The organism is Gemmatimonadaceae bacterium, assembly GCA_019752115.1.
GTDB lineage: Bacteria > Gemmatimonadota > Gemmatimonadetes > Gemmatimonadales > Gemmatimonadaceae > Gemmatimonas.
Window position 1 is genome coordinate 82,174 of record JAIEMN010000002.1, and the last position, 18,579, is coordinate 100,752.

17 protein-coding genes are annotated in these 18,579 nt (G+C 66.6%); 9 read left to right on the forward strand and 8 right to left on the reverse strand.

What is annotated here, in order from left to right:
* Positions 1-126: 126 nt before the first annotated feature.
* The gene (locus tag K2R93_00700) at positions 127-582 is read right to left on the reverse strand and encodes a YidB family protein (GenBank protein ID MBY0488330.1); all 456 of its coding nucleotides are present in this window, start codon (positions 580-582) and stop codon (positions 127-129) included.
* Between the two features lie 123 nt (positions 583-705).
* Between K2R93_00700 and K2R93_00705 the strand changes: the two genes are divergently transcribed.
* The 3 genes from K2R93_00705 to K2R93_00715 all read left to right on the forward strand — a co-directional run bounded on the left by K2R93_00705 (position 706) and on the right by K2R93_00715 (position 5,096).
* Positions 706-1,734 carry a CehA/McbA family metallohydrolase gene (locus tag K2R93_00705; protein ID MBY0488331.1) on the forward strand — a complete coding sequence of 343 codons (1,029 nt, stop codon included), beginning with the start codon at positions 706-708 and terminating at the stop codon, positions 1,732-1,734.
* Positions 1,735-1,909: 175 nt separating this feature from the next.
* Positions 1,910-4,519, forward strand: coding sequence for a DPP IV N-terminal domain-containing protein (locus K2R93_00710; protein MBY0488332.1), 2,610 nt, complete (start codon positions 1,910-1,912; stop codon positions 4,517-4,519).
* A 136-nt stretch (positions 4,520-4,655) separates the two neighbouring features.
* Positions 4,656-5,096 carry a DUF2721 domain-containing protein gene (locus tag K2R93_00715; GenBank protein MBY0488333.1) on the forward strand — a complete coding sequence of 147 codons (441 nt, stop codon included), beginning with the start codon at positions 4,656-4,658 and terminating at the stop codon, positions 5,094-5,096.
* Between the two features lie 79 nt (positions 5,097-5,175).
* On the opposite strand, the gene K2R93_00720 is transcribed toward K2R93_00715, so the two are convergent.
* A complete protein-coding gene (locus K2R93_00720) occupies positions 5,176-5,388 on the reverse strand; it encodes a cold-shock protein (protein MBY0488334.1) in 213 nt (70 codons plus the stop codon).
* A gap of 309 nt (positions 5,389-5,697) precedes the next feature.
* Entirely contained in the window at positions 5,698-6,867 is a 1,170-nt protein-coding gene (locus K2R93_00725; GenBank protein ID MBY0488335.1) for a DUF2029 domain-containing protein, read from the reverse strand.
* A 64-nt stretch (positions 6,868-6,931) separates the two neighbouring features.
* On the opposite strand from K2R93_00725, the gene K2R93_00730 reads away from it, so the two are divergent.
* From K2R93_00730 to K2R93_00740, 3 genes are read left to right on the forward strand one after another with little or no spacing between them, the layout of a single operon-like run.
* Positions 6,932-7,111: a hypothetical protein gene (locus K2R93_00730; protein MBY0488336.1), complete on the forward strand. Its 180-nt coding sequence runs from the start codon at positions 6,932-6,934 to the stop codon at positions 7,109-7,111.
* 17 nt (positions 7,112-7,128) lie between these two features.
* The gene (locus K2R93_00735; GenBank protein ID MBY0488337.1) at positions 7,129-7,650 is read left to right on the forward strand and encodes a hypothetical protein; all 522 of its coding nucleotides are present in this window, start codon (positions 7,129-7,131) and stop codon (positions 7,648-7,650) included.
* A 15-nt stretch (positions 7,651-7,665) separates the two neighbouring features.
* A complete protein-coding gene (locus tag K2R93_00740) occupies positions 7,666-10,107 on the forward strand; it encodes a DUF87 domain-containing protein (protein MBY0488338.1) in 2,442 nt (813 codons plus the stop codon).
* A 307-nt stretch (positions 10,108-10,414) separates the two neighbouring features.
* Here K2R93_00740 and K2R93_00745 read toward each other — a convergent pair whose 3' ends face one another.
* Entirely contained in the window at positions 10,415-11,161 is a 747-nt protein-coding gene (locus K2R93_00745) for a DUF547 domain-containing protein (protein MBY0488339.1), read from the reverse strand.
* Positions 11,162-11,191: 30 nt separating this feature from the next.
* Between K2R93_00745 and K2R93_00750 the strand changes: the two genes are divergently transcribed.
* Positions 11,192-11,497 (forward strand): hypothetical protein, encoded by a 306-nt coding sequence (locus K2R93_00750; GenBank protein MBY0488340.1) that lies wholly within the window; start codon positions 11,192-11,194, stop codon positions 11,495-11,497.
* A gap of 2 nt (positions 11,498-11,499) precedes the next feature.
* Here K2R93_00750 and K2R93_00755 read toward each other — a convergent pair whose 3' ends face one another.
* The 4 genes from K2R93_00755 to K2R93_00770 form a co-directional block, all read right to left on the reverse strand.
* Positions 11,500-12,180 carry a CAAX prenyl protease-related protein gene (locus K2R93_00755; GenBank protein ID MBY0488341.1) on the reverse strand — a complete coding sequence of 227 codons (681 nt, stop codon included), beginning with the start codon at positions 12,178-12,180 and terminating at the stop codon, positions 11,500-11,502.
* Positions 12,181-12,308: 128 nt separating this feature from the next.
* Complete coding sequence (locus K2R93_00760) at positions 12,309-12,596, reverse strand: hypothetical protein (GenBank protein ID MBY0488342.1); 288 nt, start codon at positions 12,594-12,596, stop codon at positions 12,309-12,311.
* 138 nt (positions 12,597-12,734) lie between these two features.
* A complete protein-coding gene (locus tag K2R93_00765; protein ID MBY0488343.1) occupies positions 12,735-13,418 on the reverse strand; it encodes a DUF4412 domain-containing protein in 684 nt (227 codons plus the stop codon).
* The gene (locus tag K2R93_00770; protein MBY0488344.1) at positions 13,418-14,770 is read right to left on the reverse strand and encodes an aminotransferase class V-fold PLP-dependent enzyme; all 1,353 of its coding nucleotides are present in this window, start codon (positions 14,768-14,770) and stop codon (positions 13,418-13,420) included. Before K2R93_00770 ends, K2R93_00765 begins: the two co-directional genes overlap by 1 nt.
* 195 nt (positions 14,771-14,965) lie before the next feature.
* Here K2R93_00770 and K2R93_00775 point away from each other — a divergent pair, with 195 nt between their 5' ends.
* Positions 14,966-16,501, forward strand: a complete 1,536-nt coding sequence (locus tag K2R93_00775) for a S8 family peptidase (GenBank protein ID MBY0488345.1) — start codon at positions 14,966-14,968, stop codon at positions 16,499-16,501.
* A gap of 90 nt (positions 16,502-16,591) precedes the next feature.
* Positions 16,592-18,508: a hypothetical protein gene (locus K2R93_00780; GenBank protein MBY0488346.1), complete on the forward strand. Its 1,917-nt coding sequence runs from the start codon at positions 16,592-16,594 to the stop codon at positions 18,506-18,508.
* Positions 18,509-18,579: the final 71 nt, after the last annotated feature.

Below are 18,579 nucleotides of genomic sequence, written 5' to 3' on the forward strand. Positions count from 1 at the left end.
ATGGCTAGGGCGCCTGCGCGCGAAAACAAACGAAGAAGGGGACTGCCGACGAGGCCGCCCACCTCGCATGCCCTCGTGAGTTGTCCCCGACCTCGTGAGTTGTCGCGCCAAAGGCGCCTCAAGCCTTCACCCCCGCAGCATCCCCATGACCGTGCCGATCAACTCCGAACTGTTCGCCGGTACCGACCCGCCGGGCGTGAGCTGATTCACGAGCTCGGGGAGCACCGAGGCCAGTCCGCCAGCCGCCTGCTGCGTGGAGACGCCCGCCTGCGACGCCACCTCGGCGACGGCGTCGTGTCCCAGCACGCGTTCGAGCTGCCCGGCGGTCACCGGCGCATTGGCGCCCGTGCCGATCCACGACTGCACCATGTCGCCTAGTCCGGCCTGCTGGAACTTGGCGACGAGTCCCTCGATGCCGCCGTGCTGCTGGAGCACCGACACCGCCGCGGCCAGCAGCCCATTCGTGCTGCCCTGCCCGCCGAACTGTTTGAGCAACCCCCCAATCATCTGCGCGGCGTCACCACTCTGTCCGCCGAGAAGAGAACCCGCCACGTTGCCGAGTGCGCCGTCGAGAAGGCCCATCGTCCTGCTCCCTAGCTGAAGTGAATCCCGGCGCGGTCACGAACGCGCCACCGCTGAAGTCTAGCACCCCGCACCGGCGCGTGGCGCGCGCTACATTGGGGCACCTCAAACCCGACCACTGCCATGCGTATTCTTCCGGCCGCGCTCTTCGCGGCGCTGGTGGCCAGCGCGTTCGTGCGTCAACCGGGCGCCCGTTTCCTCCCCGGGCAGTCCCCCGACGGTGGGCAGTGGTACAAGGGCAACACGCATACGCATACGACCAACTCCGATGGCGACACGCCGCCGTCGCAGGTCGCCCGCTGGTATCGCGCGCACGGCTATCGATGGCTTGTACTCTCCGATCACAACGTCTTCACCAACCCCGCGACGCTCGACTCGCTGCAGGACTCGAGCTTCCGGCTCATTCCCGGTGAAGAGGTCACGACGAGCTTTCAGAAGGCTCAGATCCACGTCAACGCGCTGGATGTCACCCGCGTCATTCCCGCCCCGAAGGACAGCACGCTCCTCGGTACGTTGCAGAAAGCCATCGATACCATCCGCGCCGAGAAGGCCGTACCGCACGTGAACCACCCCAATTTTGTCTGGAGCATCGACACCACCGTCCTGCGCCGCATGAAGAACGACCGGCTCATCGAGATCTTCAACGGGCACCCCACCGTGCACAACGCCGGCGGCGGCGACTGGCCGGGTATGGAAGAGGCGTGGGACGCGCTGCTCACCGGCGGCAAGCGGATCTACGGCATCGCGGTGGACGACGCCCATCACTTCCAGGGGGAGTTCGCGGTGAATCGCGCCAACCCCGGTCGCGGCTGGGTCGTGGTGCGGGCCCCGTCGCTCGATGGCCACGCCATCACGCAGGCGCTCGATGCCGGCCGCTTCTACGCCAGCACGGGGCCGATCCTTGATTCCATCCGTGCCGACGGCGCGCGCATCTCGCTGCGCATCCTGCCGCAGGGGGACTTCAAGTACACCACCCTGTTCATCGGCGCCGGAGGCCGTGTGCTCAAGACCGATCGGAGTCTGACGCCGTCGTACACCCTCTCGGGCACCGAGCGGTATGTGCGCGCGAAGGTGATCGACTCGGGCAACCGGCCGGCGTGGACGCAGCCGTACTTCACGACGCGCTTCTCAGGCGCTTCGCGCGACAACTGACGAGGATCGGGACAACGAACGAGGATCGGGACAACTGACGAGGATCGGTGTGGCGGAGATCCTCGTTGGTTGTCCCCTTCCCTCGTTGGTTGTCGCGCCGAAGGCGCCCCAGGCCCCCAGCAGACCCGCCGCCCGGCCCGTATTCTGAGGTCACCCCTCGTACGGAGCCCCCCGCATGTCCCTGAGAGTTCGCGCCGGCCATCTCACCGGCCTCCTCGCCCTTGTCGCCGCCAGTGCCGGCGCCCAGGTCGGCCCGCAAGCCAAGCAGCCTGACGAAGGCCGCACCACCAAGGCCAATTGGGCGCTCGCCAACCGCTTCACGGCGGCCGCGCTCCGCCCCATCACGTACACGCAGGTCGTGCAGCCGCGCTTCCTCGGCAAGACCGACAGCATGTACTACTACTGGAAAGACCGGAACGGCGTCCGGTTCATGCTCTACGTGCCGTCACCCACCGGTGGCAGCAAGCGCCTGCTCTTCGAACCGAGCAAGCTCGCCGAGCAGCTGACGGTGTTGAGCAAGAAGCCGTACGACGCCACGAACCTGCCCTTCCAGAGCATCACGTTCCTCAAGAACCACAAGGCGTTCCGCTTCAATGTGGACACCACGCGCTATGAGTGGACGCTGGCGACCGAGCAGCTCAAGAGCCTCGGCCGTGTCCAGCGCGGCGCGCCCCCGGCAGCGGATGAGGAAGTTGAACAGGGTGGCCGCGGTGGCGGTGGCGGCGGGGGCTTCGGCGGCGGTGGTGGCCGCGAGTTCCGCAACTACAACCCCGACAGCTCGGCGTTCGTCTTCGCGCTGAACCACAACCTGTACTACGTGGAGAAGGGCAAGCCGGACACGCTCAAGATCTCGAGCGACGGCGTGGAGGACTACTCGTTCGGCGCCCGCGACACCACCGAGAATCGCCGGCAGCTCAACGCGCTCAACGGCGGTGGCGGGCAGCAGGACGGCGAAAACACCGACGACCAGACCGACAACGCGGGCAGCGAGATGCGCGTGCGCCCGGCCGGCACGTGGTCACCCGATGGCAAGTCGTTCTCCTTCGTGCGCCGTGATCAGCGCAAGGTGAAGGATCTCTATCTCGTGAATGTGCTCGCGAATCCGCGCCCGGTGCTGCTGCACTACAAGTACACGATGCCGGGCGAGGAGGATGTGACGCGCACCGAGCTCTGGGTGTATCGGCGCGGGGAGAAGGCCATCAAGCAGCTCAACGTCGCGAAGTGGAAGGATCAGACGCTGAGCGACGTGCACTTCCCGGTGAGCGGCGACAAGGTGCGGCTCGTCCGCCGCGATCGCCCGCAGCGCGCGGTGGACTTCATCGAAGTCGATGTGGCGACCGGCGCCATCAAGGTCTTGCTCACCGATGCCGTGGAAGGCGCCGCGATCGAGCCCAAGAATGTCGCGTATCTCAAGAAGGGGGGCGACTTCCTCTGGTGGAGCCAGAAGACCGGCTGGGGCATGTACTACGTCTATGGCTTCGACGGTGGCGAGAAGATGCCGCTCACCACGGGGCAGTGGAACGTGAGCGGCATCGCCAAGATCGACTCCACCACCGGCACGGTGTGGGTCATTGGTCAGGGGCGCGAGCCGGGCGAGCAGCTCTACCAGACGCACCTCTACAAGGTGAACGGCAACGGCACGGGCCTCACGCTCCTCGATGCCGGCAACGCGCATCATGCCATTGCGCTCGGCGAAGGCGGCGGTGGCAGTGTGGTCTCACCCACCGGCCGCTATGTGTACGACAACTTCTCGCGCATGGATCTCGCGCCGCAGAGCGTCGTGCGCGATGGCCTCACCGGCAAGCAGCTCACCAAGCTCGAGGAGATGGATCTCTCGAAGATCAAGGAGCTGGGCTTCACGCTGCCGAGCACCTTCAGTGTGAAGGCGGCGGACGGGGTGACGGAACTGTTCGGCAACCTGTGGAAGCCGATCGACTTCGACAGCACGAAGACGTATCCCGTCATCGTGTACGTGTACCCCGGTCCGCAGACCGAGGGGCTCACGACCGGCTTCAGCGTACGGCAGCCGCTGCTGCAGCTCGCGCAGCTGGGCTTCATCGTGGTCGAGGTGGGCCACCGCGGTGGCTCACCGCTCCGCTCGCTCGCGTATCATCGCTTCGGCTACTTCAACATGCGCGACTACGCGCTGGCCGATAAGAAGTCGGCGCTCGAGCAGCTCGCGGCGCGCCACAAGTTCATCGACATCGACAAGGTCGGCATCTTCGGCCACTCCGGCGGCGGCTTCATGACCGCCACCGCGATGCTGCTCCCGCCCTACAACGAGTTCTTCAAGGTGGGCTGGTCGGAGTCGGGGAATCACGACAACAACATCTACAACCAGAACTGGAGCGAGTGGAACCACGGCGTGAAGGTGCTCGCCAAAGCCGATACGGGCCGCGGCGGTGCGCGTGGAGCCGCCGCCAACGGGCAGCGCCGCGGCGGTCCCGCCGGCAACGCGGCGGCGCGCGAGGTGGTGCAGGACTCCACGAACGCCGACAATCTCCGCTTCGACATCAAGGTCCCGACCACGTGGGAGCTGGCCCCCAACCTCAAGGGCAACCTGGCCCTCACGACGGGCGACCTCGACAACAACGTGCACCCCGGCGGCACCATCCGCCTCGTGGATGCCCTCATCAAGGCGAACAAGCGCTTTGACCTGTTCATCTATCCCGGCCAGCCGCACGGCTACCGCGATACGGGGCCGTACAATCAGCGGATGCTGATGGAGTACTTCGCGGAGCACCTGCTCGGCGATTACTACCGGGGGAACGGGGAGATCAAATAGGGGTTGGGGTTGAACTGATCAGTTGTCGGTTTCGGGTTTTTGGTCATGGGTTGCGGGTGAACCGCGGTTGACCCACAACCCACGACCTAGAACCCGACACCCACGACTGATCGGTTCCACCCTACTACCTTGCATCATGCTCCAGGAAGCCCGCGTCGAGTCCATCGCTCACATCATCCAAACCGCCATCGCCCCGGTCTTTCTGCTGACGGGTATTGCGTCGATGCTGGGCGTGCTCACCAACCGCCTCGGCCGGATCATCGATCGCGCGCGATTGATCGAAGGGCATCTGCCGGATCTCACCGGCGAACGTCACGTCCTGGCGGGTGACGACCTGCGCTGGCTCTCGCGCCGCGCGCGGCACATCAATCGCGCCATTGCCATGTTCACGCTGGCGGCGCTGCTCGTGTGCGTGATCATCGCCATTCTCTTCGTCAGTGCGTTCATCCCCACCGACATTTCCCGCGTGGTGGCGACGCTCTTTGTGCTCACGATGGGCGCGCTCATCTATGGGCTGGTGAGCTTCCTGCGCGAAGTGTACCACGCGACGCGCTCGCTCCGCATCGGGCCGCACTGATTTACAACACCCCCCGCAACGACAACGGGCCACCAGTCTGGTGACTGGTGGCCCGCTTCAGTTCCTGAAGAACCGCGGCTTAGCCGCGGAGCTTCACGACCTGCTCGGCCGCGGGGCCCTTCTGGCCCTGAACGATGTCGAACTCGACGCGCTCACCCTCGGCCAGGGTGCGGAAGCCGCCGCCCTGAATGGCCGAATGATGGACGAAGCAATCCTTCGAGCCGTCGTCGGGCGTGATGAAACCAAAGCCCTTGGCATCGTTGAACCACTTCACCTTGCCGGTCGTACGCATGGCACTGCTCCTGTTGCTGTGTGTTCGGAGTCCGGCCCTGCCGTACGCACCGAGCACTCGTGTTGGTTCGCGGACGAAACCCCCGCGCGGGTTGCATCCATTGTGCGATGGATGCCCTGCATTGAGTCCGAACGACTGCCACGAAAAAAGGGACCCGCTGAGTTGCAGGTCCCCGAAGTCGCCCGCAGTCACACGATTTCCCGCGCCCGTGGCGCGCCCCTCATCTTCAAATGCCCCTAGACGGTAGCCCCAACCCGTCAGGGTGTCAACAGGCAAAATGGCGAACCCGGCTGTCTGTCAAGTGGTGAGCTAACTCGCTGGCCAGCTTTGGGTTGCTTCCCCGATTCGTCCCACCCGCCGCCGGGCGGCGGCCGCCGCGGCCCACAGTTCCCAGAGAAGCACCACCCAAACGACGGTCATCACGATCGCCTTACCCTTCCATTCCACCAGGTAGGCTGCCCGGAACGCCTTGCTCGTCAGATCGCTCGCCACGAGCGACCCCATGACCACCCCGAACGCCAGCAGGCCGTCCCGCCAGCGCGCCCTCGGTATCGACACCCACCAGATCCCGAGGGCCGCCAGACCGATCACATAGCTCGGCGACTCGGCGTTGTGGTTGAAGATGTTGGAGAAGATCAGCAGGATGGCCAGCAGCAGGCGGCGCACGGCGGCGTCCTGCCATGCCGTTCGCGCCACCGCGCCGGCCGTCAGCACGATCGCCAGCCCCACCCCCTGAAGGGCCACCCCGTTCACGGCGATCCCACGCTGCTGCAGCAGGCCGCCGATCCACATCTGCGGATGCCGCAGGCGGTCGAGTTCCTGCAGGTGCCCATACGAGCGGTACTGCGCAAGCAGCCCCTCGGGCGACGTCACCAGCAGGGGCAGCAGTAAGAAGACCACGGAAAGCCCGGCGCTCCAGAGCAGAAAGCGCCACCAGCGGCGGTCCATGACTCCCAGCAGACCGGCCGCTCCGGGGAAGATCTTCACGGCCGTTCCGCTCACGACGGCCAATGCCCCGCCGGCGACCCCCTCCCGCTCGAGACTTGCCAGCGTGGCGATCATCAGGCCGGCGACCAGCCCGTTGCTCTGCAGGTTCTGCATCGCCCCCAGCGCCTCGAGCAGGCAGACCGCCAGCACCACCGCCCCGCGCTCGGGCCCGACCAGGGCACGAACCGCCCAGCAGAGCGCCACCGTGTTCAGCAGGTTCCAGGCAAGCAGCGCCGGCCAGAGCGGCAGCAGCGAAAAGGGCGCGAAGAGCAGCGCGAACGTGGGCGAGTACTTGTAGAGGTCGAAGTGCTCGGCCGGATAGGGCACGTACAGGTCCTGCCCCGCCATCAGGTGGTGAAAGGCGCTCCGGAAGATCAGGAAGTTGTTGATCTGGGCCCCGGAGAGCAGTCGCTGCACCCCGACCGCCAGGGCGGCCAGCAGGTGGACAGTCAGCAGAATGGGCCAGGCGCGTCGCTTTACAGTGGGGAGCATCGGTAGCACAATCTTAAGCAGGCATCCCAGCCGGATTTGCGTCCCCTACCGAGCGTTTGCGCCAATGAAAGAGAACCAGCTGAAGGCCCTGCTCAAGAAGACCCAGCAGAAGGCGTCGCAGACGAAGAAGCCCGCACGCCAGGCCTACGACCCAACCCTCGAGGCCACGCGTGGCACCAAGGACGATCTCCCCGGCAGCGACGCCGAAGGGATCTTCAAGGAAATGAAGCGGCGCGAGTTCTAAGCCGTACCGTTCTCACCATGTGGGGGTGGACTCGCACCGGCGCGCGTACGCCGGTGATCCTGCTGTTGGCGACACTGCTGGCGGCCTGCGTCACGACCGAACGTCCGGCCGCGAAGGACGCCGCACGTCAGCGCGACGAGGCCATCGCCCTTCCCGCCGCCGGGGCATGGCAGAACGGCGACGAACGCATCACGTTCACGACCGCACCGCGCGACAGCCTCACCGTCGTGACCGAACAGATCCTCTTTGGCACCGACGGCACGGCCCGGCGCACGATCGAGCTGGCTCCCACCGGTGCGGTGCGCACGTACACCGAATCGCGCAGCCAGACCGCGCAGGCATCCGATCGCTCGCCCACTCGGCTGGAGGTCGAACTCACGCTCGCCTTCGCCGGTGACTCCGCCGTGACGCGTCGCAAGCGCGTCGATGGGACCGACGCGCCCGTGCGCGACTACGAAATCGACGCGGCGCGCAAACACGTCGCCGACCTGCTCGCGCAGTTTCGCCCCGCGGGCCCCACTCCTCCCACGCGGCCCTGAGCCGCCGGTCTCTCCGTGACTGACTTCGAAACGCTGGGCGCCTTCTACCTCGGCAAGCGCTACGACCTCGCCGCCAAGCAGCGCCGTGACGAGTTCGTTCTCTACGACGCCAAGGACCTCACGACGCATGCCGTCATCATCGGCATGACCGGCAGCGGCAAGACCGGCCTGGGCGTGGACCTCATCGAGGAAGCGCTCATCGACAAGGTGCCGGTCATTGCGATCGACCCCAAGGGCGACCTTGGCAACCTCGCGCTGCGTTTCCCCAACCTCGCCGCGAGTGACTTCCGCCCGTGGGTGGATCCGCAGCAGGCGAGCAACGCCGGGGTCACCCCCGAGGCATTCGCCGAACAGCAGGCGAGCGCGTGGAAGAATGGGCTCGCCGGGTGGGGACAGGATGGTGCGCGCATTCAGCGCCTGCGCGACGCGGCTGAGGTAACCATCTACACGCCGGGTTCCACCGCCGGTCGCCCGCTTTCGCTGCTGCGCGCCTTCGACGCACCGCCGGCCGCGATTCGCGACGATGCCGAAGCGCTGCAGGAGCGCGTGAGCGCCACCGCCACCTCACTGCTCTCGCTGCTCGGCATCGAAGCCGATCCGATCTCGAGCCGCGAGCACATCCTCATCGCCAACCTCCTCAATCACCACTGGAGCGACGGGAAGAGCCTCGATCTCGCAGGGCTGATTGGTGGTATCCAGAGCCCGCCCTTCAGCACGGTGGGCGTGATGCCGCTCGACACGGTCTTTCCGCCGAAAGACCGCATGGCGCTGGCGATGCAGCTCAACAACCTGCTGGCCGCCCCCGGCTTTCAGACGTGGATGCAGGGCGAACCGCTGGAGACGGCGCGCCTCTTCTACGACCCGAGCGGCAAACCGCGCGGTTCGGTCATCTCCATTGCGCACCTGAGCGACGCCGAGCGGATGTTCTTCATGACGCTCCTGCTCTCGGACATTCTGGCGTGGGTGCGGTCGCAGCCGGGCACCGGGTCGCTGCGTGCGATTCTCTACATCGACGAACTGTTCGGCTACATGCCGCCCGTAGCGAACCCCCCGAGCAAGGTGCTGCTGCTCACGCTGCTCAAGCAGGCGCGTGCCTTCGGGCTGGGGGTCGTCCTCGCGACGCAGAATCCGGTGGACCTCGACTACCGTGGCCTGTCGAACACGGGCACCTGGTTCATTGGCCGCCTGCAGACCGAGCGCGACAAGATGCGCGTGATGGAAGGCCTCGAGGGCGCGAGCGGGGGGCAGGCGTTCGACAAGGCCGCCATGGAGCAGACGATCGCCGGCCTCGGCAAGCGCATGTTCCTGCTGCACAGCGTGCACGAACCGGCGCCCATCACCTTCGAAACGCGCTGGACGTTGAGCTATCTCGCCGGCCCGATGACGCGCGAGCAGATCAAGGCGGTCACCGCGGCAGCGCCGGCGCCGGCGGCAACCGCGACACCCACCGCGGCAGCAGCCACGAATACCGGTGGCGGGCTCGCCGCCGTCGATGCATCGGCCAACACCCGCCCGCCAGTCCTGCCGGCGGAGGTCCCGCAGTATTTCCTGCCGGCCGTCAGCGAGGGGGCTGGCGCGCTGCAGTATCACCCCATGGTGCTCGGCCTCGCCGATGTGAGCTTCAGCAACGCGAAGCTCAACGTCACCGAGTCACGCCGCGTGGCGCTGCTCGCCGGCGTGGACGACGGCCCCATTGCGCTCGACTGGACGAGCGCCGAGCGCATCGAACTCGACCCGTCGGCGCTGGAGAAGGTGCCGGCCGATGGGGCGAGCTTCGCCACGGTGCCCGACGCGGCCATGAAGGCCAAGAACTACGCAGCGTGGGAAAAGACGCTGCAGAAGTTCGTGGTGACCACCGAACAGGTGCAGCTCTTCACGAGCCCCACCTACAAGCTCACATCGAACGCGGGCGAGAGCGAAGGGGATTTCCGGGCCCGCCTGCAGCTCAAGTCGCGCGAAGATCGCGACGCCAAGATCGAGAAGCTACGCGCCAAGTACGCCACCAAGCTCACTACGGCGCAGGACAAGGTGCGGCGCGCGCAGCAGGCGGTCGAGCGTGAGTCCGCGCAGGCGAGTCAGGCCAAGATGGATACCGCGATCAGCGTGGGCGGCGCGATTCTCGGCGCGATCTTTGGCCGCGGCAAGATCTCGGCGACGACCGTGAGCAAGGTGGGCACGGCGGTGCGGGGCGCGGGGCGCGCCGCGCAGCAGAGCGGCGACGTGGGACGCGCCACCGAGACGCTCGAAGCGGCGCAGGCGCAATATGCCGAGCTCGAACAGACGCTCCAGAGCGAGATCGATGCGCTGGGCGCGAGCTATGACGCGCAGACCGAGGCACTCACCACCACAGTGGTCAAAGCCAAGGCGAGCGATGTGCACGTCCAGCTGGTTGGGCTGGCGTGGGTGCCGTGGCGTCGCGATGCCAATGGCATCGCGAGCCAGGCGTGGCGGACCTGATCAGCGCTCAGAGCGCGCTGAAGAAGTACGCAGCGACGTACGCGAGCAGGAACGCGAGCCCCGCCTCACCAATCGAGGACTGGTCGAGGCGGATGGCCTTCACACGGGCAACCTGACGGCGAATCGACGGCATGGGCGTCTCCGAGGTGGGAGGGATACCTCATGCGACGCGGCGGATTGCCCAGGGGTAACAGGGGATTGGTGACCAACCCCGCATTCCCCCAACAAGAAACCGCTGTTCCACCGTGCGTTTCCGTGTCATCCGTGGCCAGCATGCCGTGGCCACGGATGACACGGATTTCGCGGATTATCTCGTCGCCGTCCTGGGCAACAGGTTTAATGACCAGTCGAACTGCGACTGCCGTCGGAAGTACTTCCCGGCCTCCAGCTTCTCCCGCGCTTCGCCGTCATACCACTGGGCCATGTAGAGCCCGAACTCCTTGTGGTTATTGGCGAAGTCGGTGAAGTACGCGCTGAAGATGGGACTCAGCGTGAGGCCGTTCCGCTCCCAGGTGTTCACCTGTGGGTACTGCGTCAGCCAGACGTGCCCCTGGTCCCAGAGCTGGTCGACCAGCTTGGCGCCGGTATAGGCCTCACTGCGGAGCGGCGGGCTCCCCTTGGCGGCGGCCACGATGGCGAAGTGCACGCGCGGCTCGTGGAACTGCTTCCGCAGGATGCGGTGCTCCACTTCGTCGAGCGTGAGGGTGCGCCCCGCGGCCCGCACGATCCGTTCGTTCCACGGCCCCTTGAGCTGCAGCACCCCGAGCGTCTTGTTGATGTTGCGGATGGACCCGCGCTCATGGTGGGTGTTGATGAGCGCAATCGTGTAGGCGTTGTACACGTTGATCCAGAACGCCAGCTGCTCGTCCCCGCTCTGCTGCCGGAGCTCCGTGGTGGCGAGCTGCCCGAGATACCGCGCAAACTCGGGCGCCCGCGCAAAGGCGTCGTAGTCCACCAGCCCGTTCACCACGTGCGCCTTGAGCAGGCGATCAAAGAGCGCGTGGTCGATCTGCGCGCGGGCCGGCCGGGCCACCAGCAGCACCAGTCCGAGCACGAGTGTCAGCCCCCGAATTATTCTTCGCCCATGACCGCGAATTGGCTGCTGGGCACGTGGCGCCTCATGCGCGCCGACCCGTCGCTCGACTTCGCGCCGGGGGTGCGCATGGAATTCCGGCCGGACGGAGCGCTGCACTACCATGTGGATGTCGGAGGAAGGGATCAGGTGATCGGCCTGCTCTACCGCGTGGAGGGCGACATGCTGCACACCGACAATCCGGCGGCGCCGCACTCCATGAGTGTACGGATCCTGCACGGCCATGGTGACATCCTGCATCTCGATTTCGCCGGCGCCCACGCCCTGCTCGTGCGGGAAGACACCATCTCGACCTGACGCTACATCCAGTACGCGTACTGCCTGGTCATCAGCACGAACCCGCTGAGCGCCAGGTTCGTGACGCCGTGGACCAGCACCAGATCGCCGAGCGACTTGGTCTTCCACATGTACCAGTTGTAGATCAGCCCGCAGGCGAGCCCCACTTCCCAGAAGGGGCCGTGCTCGCTCGCGAAGAGCACGGCGGTGCCCACAAAGCCGATCGTGTTGAACGTGCCAAGGGGGACCTTGGCGAAGTCGTTGTTGATGAGCCAGCGTGGCAGCCACCCGCGCCAGAACAGCTCCTCCAGAATCGGCACCAGCAGCGCGGCTCGGACCACCCGCAGCACCACCACGAGCAGGTTCGCGAACTCCTCGGGCGGAATCGAGGTGGTGACCTTGCCGGTCACGCGGTTGGTGAAGAGCCAGTGGTCGCGCCAGCCGGGCACGAGCTGGTCGGGGGCGACCCACATCGCGCAGACGGCCACCCCCAGCGCGATGCTGGCGAGCGGGTGCCGGATGCGCAGCGAGAAGACGACGTCACGCGAAATCGTGAGCAGCACCGCGACCAGCACACCGACGCGGGCGATCGACTCCCACGGTTGCGGCAGACCGAGCGACGGGCCGACCGCCAGCCAGATCATGAAGACGGCAAACGGGGCGACCCAGGGGAGGGTCTTGTCAGAGGCGGGAGAGGACGACATGGGGGGAAAATAACAAAGAGGGCCTCTCGGACCCTCTTTGGGGGAACGGCGTATACGTGGGGCGCATACGTACCGCGTATACGTAGGGCGTATACGTGGAGCGTATACGTGCGGCGGGAACGGCGGGACTAGGGGCCGTAGACGATCGGGGAGACGCCGTTGCGGATGTCCCGGGCGCCGGCGGCGACGCCGCTGCCGACGGCGAAGCCGGCGGTGAGGGCCGTGCCGATCCCGACGAGCGGGAGGACCGGGACCAGGAGCGACCCCACAAAGAAGGCGGCGCCGCCGGCGAGCCAGGGAGCCAGCCCTTTCTGGACCGCGTCCACGTAACGCAGGCGATTGCGCACGAACTTGCGCGTCGAGCCGTGCAGCACGATCGCGACCACGGTCGCGACGGCAAAAGACAGCAGGGCCATGATCATCGGGGGCCTCCAGGGAATCCGTATGGCGTCAAACTTCGTCGGGTGCTGCTCTCCTAACGACCGCGCCGGGCGGAGGTTTCACCGACGGTCTCGCGTGTCGTTTGGCCACGGCCCTTCGGCGCGCCGTACCGGTTACCGCCGAGCGGGCGGCGCCTGCATGCGGGTGTACGACTCCGGAATCGTGAAGAGCGTGTTGGGGAGCCGCTTCTTCTCGATCTTGGTGACCTCGAGCGCCACCGTGCCATCAGGCGTGGTGACCTTGAGCGGGAACCCCTGCGCCTCCACCGAAGTCTGCCACGACGGCGACTTGGCGCCCATGCCGCTCATGGGATTGGTGAACGCCCCCAACTCCTTCGACACACACGCGTCCGTGCTCTGCGGCCCGGACGGCGTGGTGGCCGTCAGAGTGAGATGCTCGCACTTGTACCCCGCCACCACATCGAACTTCCCGGTGTGCACCACCTTCACGTCGCTGGGCGTCGCCGACTGCGCCCGCTGGGCGGTCGCGGCCACATCGGCCATGGGCATTTCCATATACGCGTTCTGCGCCGCCATGAGCACGTAGATCTTCTTGTCGGCGGGCATCATCAGCATCGTCATGCCGCCGGCCGGGCCACCCATCGTCATGCGCATGCGGCGGCCACTGATGCTGTACTCGATCTCCTGGGAGGTCACCGCGCCCGCCGGCGCGCCGGCCGCGGCCCGGCCGCCCATGCGCATCGTCACCACCCCTTCGAACGGCGGCTGCGCCGCACTCACCGACGCCACGCCCGCAAGCGCCGCACCAAGCACCACCGCCGTCTTGCCTGCCCGCATCACGCGATTCCTTTCTTGATGGCCTGGAGCACGAGCTCCGCAAATCGATCGACTTCGTCCAGCGTGGTATACACGTTGGGGGTGACGCGGATCCCGGTGAACTCCGGATGCGTAATGGGTGTCTGCACGACACGGTACTGCCCCATGAGCCAGTTGCCGAGCTTGTCGTGCGCGAGCCCGTCCACGTTGAAGAAGCCGATGCCACCGCCCCACTTGGAGTCAAGCGGCGTGAGCACCTTCACGCGTCCGTTGCCCTCGGCGAGCAACCGCTTGGCCCACCGGTCGCGCAGGTAGACCAGGCGTGCCTGCTTCCGAGCGGCGCCAATGGCGCGATGGAACGCCAGCGAGACCGCGATCGCGTTGTGATTCGCGGCCGGATGTGTGCCGATCTCCTCGTACTTCCGGACGTCCTTCTCCTGCCCCGGGTTACCGGCCATGAGCGGCCACACGCTCGGGATCTTGTCGCGGCGCACGTAGAGCATGCCGGTACCAATCGGCGCCAGCAGCCACTTGTGAAGGCTCGTGCCGTAGTAGTCGCACCCGAGCTCGTCGCGCGTAAACGGGAACTGTGCAAAGGCATGCGCCCCATCCACGATCGTCTGGACGCCCTTGGCCCGCGCCATCGCCACCAGCTCCTTCACCGGCAGGATCTGGCCGGTGAGGTTGGTGATGTGCGTGATCTCCATGACCTTGGTGCGCGGCGTGATCGCGGCGGCGAACGCATCGACGATCTGCTGCGGTGTGGTGCACGGCACCGGGAAGGAGATCTCTTTGAGCACGATCTGCTCTCGGGCCGCGCGCTGCTTCCACGCGTTGATCATGCGCCCGTAATTCTGGTTGCTGACCACCACTTCGTCGCCAGCCTTGAGATCGAGGCCGAAGATGCAGGTCTCGAGGCTTTCGGAGGCGTTGCGGGTGATCGCGATCTCGTCGGGGTCGCAGCCGAACTCCCGTGCGAGCTCCCGGCGGACGACTTCGATGCGCGGCTCGAGGTCACGCCACATGTGAATCACCGGGAGCTCGTTGGCGTAGCGCAGATCCCGTTCGAGCTGCGCCATCACATGGCTGGGCGCCGGCGAGCAGCCGCCGTTGTTCAGGTTGATCCAGGTGCGGTCGAGGTCGAAGGCCCGCTGGACCGGCTCCCAGAAATCCTCGTCGGCCGCGAACGCTGCCGCTTCCGCGGCGGTGCCCTGCCAGGCGGTCGCGTCGGCATCGAGCAGGGCGCGGCCCCGACTCTTGGCCACGTCGTTCGCATCGATCAGACGGCGAATGGCCCCAGGCGCGAATTGGGGGAGGAACGCCGGCAGCGCCGTGCTGCCGGCCAGCGCGGAGACGAATTGGCGTCGTTGCATGCGCAAAAGTGCAGCCGTCACGCCCAATCCGTAAGCCTGCAGATGAAATGTCATTCACAACCGTCACAGACTGAGATCCACGTCACACGACGAGCGAAAAAGCGCGTGCCGGACCCGGGGGGTGATCCGTCTGCTGTGTGACGAGCGACGCGCCGCTGCGCCCGCCTCGCACCCGACATCATCCGAGAACACGCGATGCGTCCGATTTCCCGTCTGTCTTTCGCCCTGCTGGGCACCGCGGCCCTGGCCGCTTGCGCCGATACGACCACCCAGCCGGCGGATGCCCGCCTGGCCGCCGCGACCGGGCGCTCCCGCGTGCCGACGACGAGCGACAGCACTAGTACGAGCGCGGATCCGACTGACTACATCGTCACGCTGGCCGACACCACGGCCGATCCGGATGCCAAAGGCAAGTCGCTCACCGGGCTCCAGAAGGGGCTCTTCAAGCGCAGCTACAAGTTCGCGCTCAAGGGCTTCGTGGCGAATCTGACGCCGGCCGCCGCCGAAGCGCTTGCGCGCACCGCCGGCGTGACCCGCGTGGAAGCCGACGGGCCGGTCAGGATCAACGACGTCGTGACCGCCAACAGCTGGGGGCTCGACCGTATTGACCAGCGCGCGCTGCCGCTCGACGGCATGTACAACTTCACCGGCACGGCGTCGAATGTGCGGGCCTACATCATCGATACCGGCATCCTGACGTCGCACGAGCAGTTCGTGGGCCGCACGCTCACCGGCTTCTCGGCCTTCGGCGACAACAATCCCATCGACTGCAACGGGCATGGCACGCACGTCGCCGGCACGGTTGGCGGCAACACGATGGGGGTCGCACGCGGCGTGACGCTGATCCCGGTGCGCGTGCTCGACTGCTCCGGCTCGGGGACGTGGAGCGGCGTGATCGCCGGCATCGACTGGGTCACGCAGCAGAAGACGAACAACAAGAGCATTCCGATGGTCGCGAACATGAGCTTGGGTGGCGGTTACATCCAGTCGGTGAATGACGCGGTCACGAAGTCCATCAGCGCCGGCGTGGTGTTCGCCGTCGCGGCGGGCAATGAGAGCCAGGATGCCTGCAACGTCTCGCCGGCAGCGACGCCGAATGCGATCACCGTGGCGGCCAGTGAGAGCGGCGACAATCGCGCCGGCTATTCCAACTTTGGCTCCTGCGTGGACATCTTCGCCCCCGGGACGGGTATCACCTCGAGCTGGATCGGCGCCAACAACGCCTACGCCGGCTTGAGCGGCACTTCGATGGCCACGCCACACGTGACGGGTGTCGCCGCGCTGATCCTGGGCGCCTACCCGACGTATACGGCCGACCAGGTGCGCAGCTCCATGCTCGCCGCCGCCACGCCGAACGTGATCACGGATCCGGCCGGCTCGCCCAACATGCTGCTGTCGACGCTGTTCACGGCCGCCGTGACGCCGGCGCCTGCCCCGATCGATACCACCACGACCACGACGCCGACGCAACCGCCGCCGCCACCGCCGGCCCCGGTCGCCATTACGCTCAGCATCACCAAGCAGGTCTCCAAGAACAACAACACCGCGCGTCTCCTCTGGAGCGGCGCGACGACAACCAACGTGGATGTGTATCGCAATGGCACGCGTATCTGGACGACCGCCAATGACGGGTCACAGAACGACAGCCGGCTCGCCAAGGGCAGCTACATCTACCGCGTTTGCAATGCCGGCTCGACGACCTGCTCGCCGGATGTCGGCGTGACATTCTGATCCGCCCCAACCGGATGGCCGGACCTGAGGGGCGCCGCGGCTACCGCGGCGCCCCTCGCGCTTTGGCGGAACCGGCGCGTACACTCCGGGATGCTCCGCGCCTCCCTTCTCGCCGCCGCGGCCCTGGCCGGACTCGCGGCCTGCACGCAGCCTCTGACGCTGACGCCGAGCGATGCGTCCACGGTCCTCGCGCATCGGACCATCACGGCTCCCAACCCCGGGGCCCGCGGGCCCATGACGGTGAAGCATCTCTACTACGGCAGCGGGACGGATCGGCGGCGTCCGGAGTACCGGGACTCGGTGACCTATCGGACAGCGCGAGTCGACGCCTCACCCTTCGCGTCCATTCGGCCGGACGGCGCCAAGGCGAGCCGTAAGTACTGGGGCTTCGATCAGAAGGCATTCCCGCTGAATGCGCGCCTGTACTATCCGCTGGGCGCAGGGCCGTTCCCGGTCGTGCTGATCGTGCACGGGAACCACGACATGCGGGACTTCTCGGACCCCGGCTACGTGTGGCTCGCTGAACAGCTGGCCAGTCACGGCTTCATCGCGGCGTCGGTGGACGAAAACTTCCTGAACGAGACCTCGACGGAGAACAATCGGGCGCGCGGCTGGATGCTGCTCAAGCATCTCGAAGCGCTCCGCGCCATGAACGACACCGTCGGGAAACCGCTGTCGGGGCGCGTGGATCTGGGCCGCGTCGCGCTGATCGGGCATTCGCGCGGCGGTGAGGCGGCGGCGGTCGCGGCAGCGTTCAATCGGCTGCCCGCCAACCCCGACGATGCGACGCGCCGCTTCAGTTTCGGATTCGGCATCCGCGCCGTGGTGGCCATCGGCACGGTGGACGGGCAATACAAGCCGGCGCAGCAACCCACCGTGCTGACCGACGTGAGCTATCTCGCCATTCACGGATCACACGACGGCGACATCTCCGATTTCGAAGGGCTGATGCAGTTCAACCGGGTGCGCTTCACTTCCCCGAGCGACCAGTTCAAGAGCGCCATCTGGATGTACCGCGCCAATCACGGGCAGTGGAACACCGTCTGGCAGAACAAGGACAACGGCAAGACCTCCGGGCGACGCCTGCAACTCGATGCGCTCGTCAGCGGTGAACAACAGCGGCAGTTCGGCCGCGTAGTGATCACCAGCTTCCTCGAAGCGGTATTGCAGGGGAAGCACGAATACCGCGCCCTCTTTCAGGATCACCGCGCGGCCGGCGATTGGCTCCCGCCCACCATGTACCTCACGCGCTACTCCGACGCGCGAACCACGTCGCTCGCGACGTTTGACGAGGATTTCGACGTCAGCACCGGCTCGCTGCCCGGGGTGCGCATCAGCGCCGACTCGCTCAGCACATGGAAGGAGAATGACGTCCAGAGCCGCGTCCGACAGAGCTTCCGCAGCAACGTCGTGACCGTGGGGTGGAACAACACGCCGGTGGGCAAGGACACGACGACGCCACGTGCGCCGGCGCGCTTCACCGTGACGCTCTCCGATTCGCTGCGCGCCGCGCTCGCTCCCAGCGCGCGCGGGGCGCTGCTGCTCACGGTGGGGACCACCACCCAAACGCCCGGCCCGCGACGCGGCGCACCGCGGGATACCACCGCGCGCGACAGCACCGCGAAAGCGGACAGCGCGAAGAAGCCCGCCAGAAAGGCCGACACGCCCAAGCCCGCTCCCAGAAAGCCCGCCAAGGACACGTTGCCGCCCGACTTCACCATGGAAGTGAGCGATGCTGCCGGACATGTCGCGCGACTGCCGCTCAGCACCTTCGGCCCGGTGCGCATGCCCATCGAGACGTACATCTACCGCCGCGCCGGGCGCGATAAGCAGCGCTTCACCACGCTGAGTGAGCCGGTGATGCAAACCTACCGAGCGCCCCTCGAGCAGTTCATCCGGGCGAACCCGCAGTTCGACCCCACGCAACTGACGACCATCCGCCTCGTCTTCGACCGGAAGCGGGTTGGCGCGGTGATGCTCGACGATATCGGCATCACTCCCCACTAAACCCAAGAACCCCAAACCTGACGACCCCGAACCCCACACTGATCAGTTGGGGGTTCGGGGTCGTCAGGTTC

Coding starts and splice junctions, on each gene's coding strand:
- K2R93_00700 (MBY0488330.1), bottom strand. CDS start 582: ATGGGCCTTCTCGACGGCGCACTCGGCAACGTGGCGGGTTCTCTTCTC.
- K2R93_00705 (MBY0488331.1), top strand. CDS start 706: ATGCGTATTCTTCCGGCCGCGCTCTTCGCGGCGCTGGTGGCCAGCGCG.
- K2R93_00710 (MBY0488332.1), top strand. CDS start 1,910: ATGTCCCTGAGAGTTCGCGCCGGCCATCTCACCGGCCTCCTCGCCCTT.
- K2R93_00715 (MBY0488333.1), top strand. CDS start 4,656: ATGCTCCAGGAAGCCCGCGTCGAGTCCATCGCTCACATCATCCAAACC.
- K2R93_00720 (MBY0488334.1), bottom strand. CDS start 5,388: ATGCGTACGACCGGCAAGGTGAAGTGGTTCAACGATGCCAAGGGCTTT.
- K2R93_00725 (MBY0488335.1), bottom strand. CDS start 6,867: ATGCTCCCCACTGTAAAGCGACGCGCCTGGCCCATTCTGCTGACTGTC.
- K2R93_00730 (MBY0488336.1), top strand. CDS start 6,932: ATGAAAGAGAACCAGCTGAAGGCCCTGCTCAAGAAGACCCAGCAGAAG.
- K2R93_00735 (MBY0488337.1), top strand. CDS start 7,129: ATGTGGGGGTGGACTCGCACCGGCGCGCGTACGCCGGTGATCCTGCTG.
- K2R93_00750 (MBY0488340.1), top strand. CDS start 11,192: ATGACCGCGAATTGGCTGCTGGGCACGTGGCGCCTCATGCGCGCCGAC.
- K2R93_00755 (MBY0488341.1), bottom strand. CDS start 12,180: ATGTCGTCCTCTCCCGCCTCTGACAAGACCCTCCCCTGGGTCGCCCCG.
- K2R93_00760 (MBY0488342.1), bottom strand. CDS start 12,596: ATGGCCCTGCTGTCTTTTGCCGTCGCGACCGTGGTCGCGATCGTGCTG.
- K2R93_00765 (MBY0488343.1), bottom strand. CDS start 13,418: ATGCGGGCAGGCAAGACGGCGGTGGTGCTTGGTGCGGCGCTTGCGGGC.
- K2R93_00770 (MBY0488344.1), bottom strand. CDS start 14,770: ATGCAACGACGCCAATTCGTCTCCGCGCTGGCCGGCAGCACGGCGCTG.
- K2R93_00775 (MBY0488345.1), top strand. CDS start 14,966: ATGCGTCCGATTTCCCGTCTGTCTTTCGCCCTGCTGGGCACCGCGGCC.
- K2R93_00780 (MBY0488346.1), top strand. CDS start 16,592: ATGCTCCGCGCCTCCCTTCTCGCCGCCGCGGCCCTGGCCGGACTCGCG.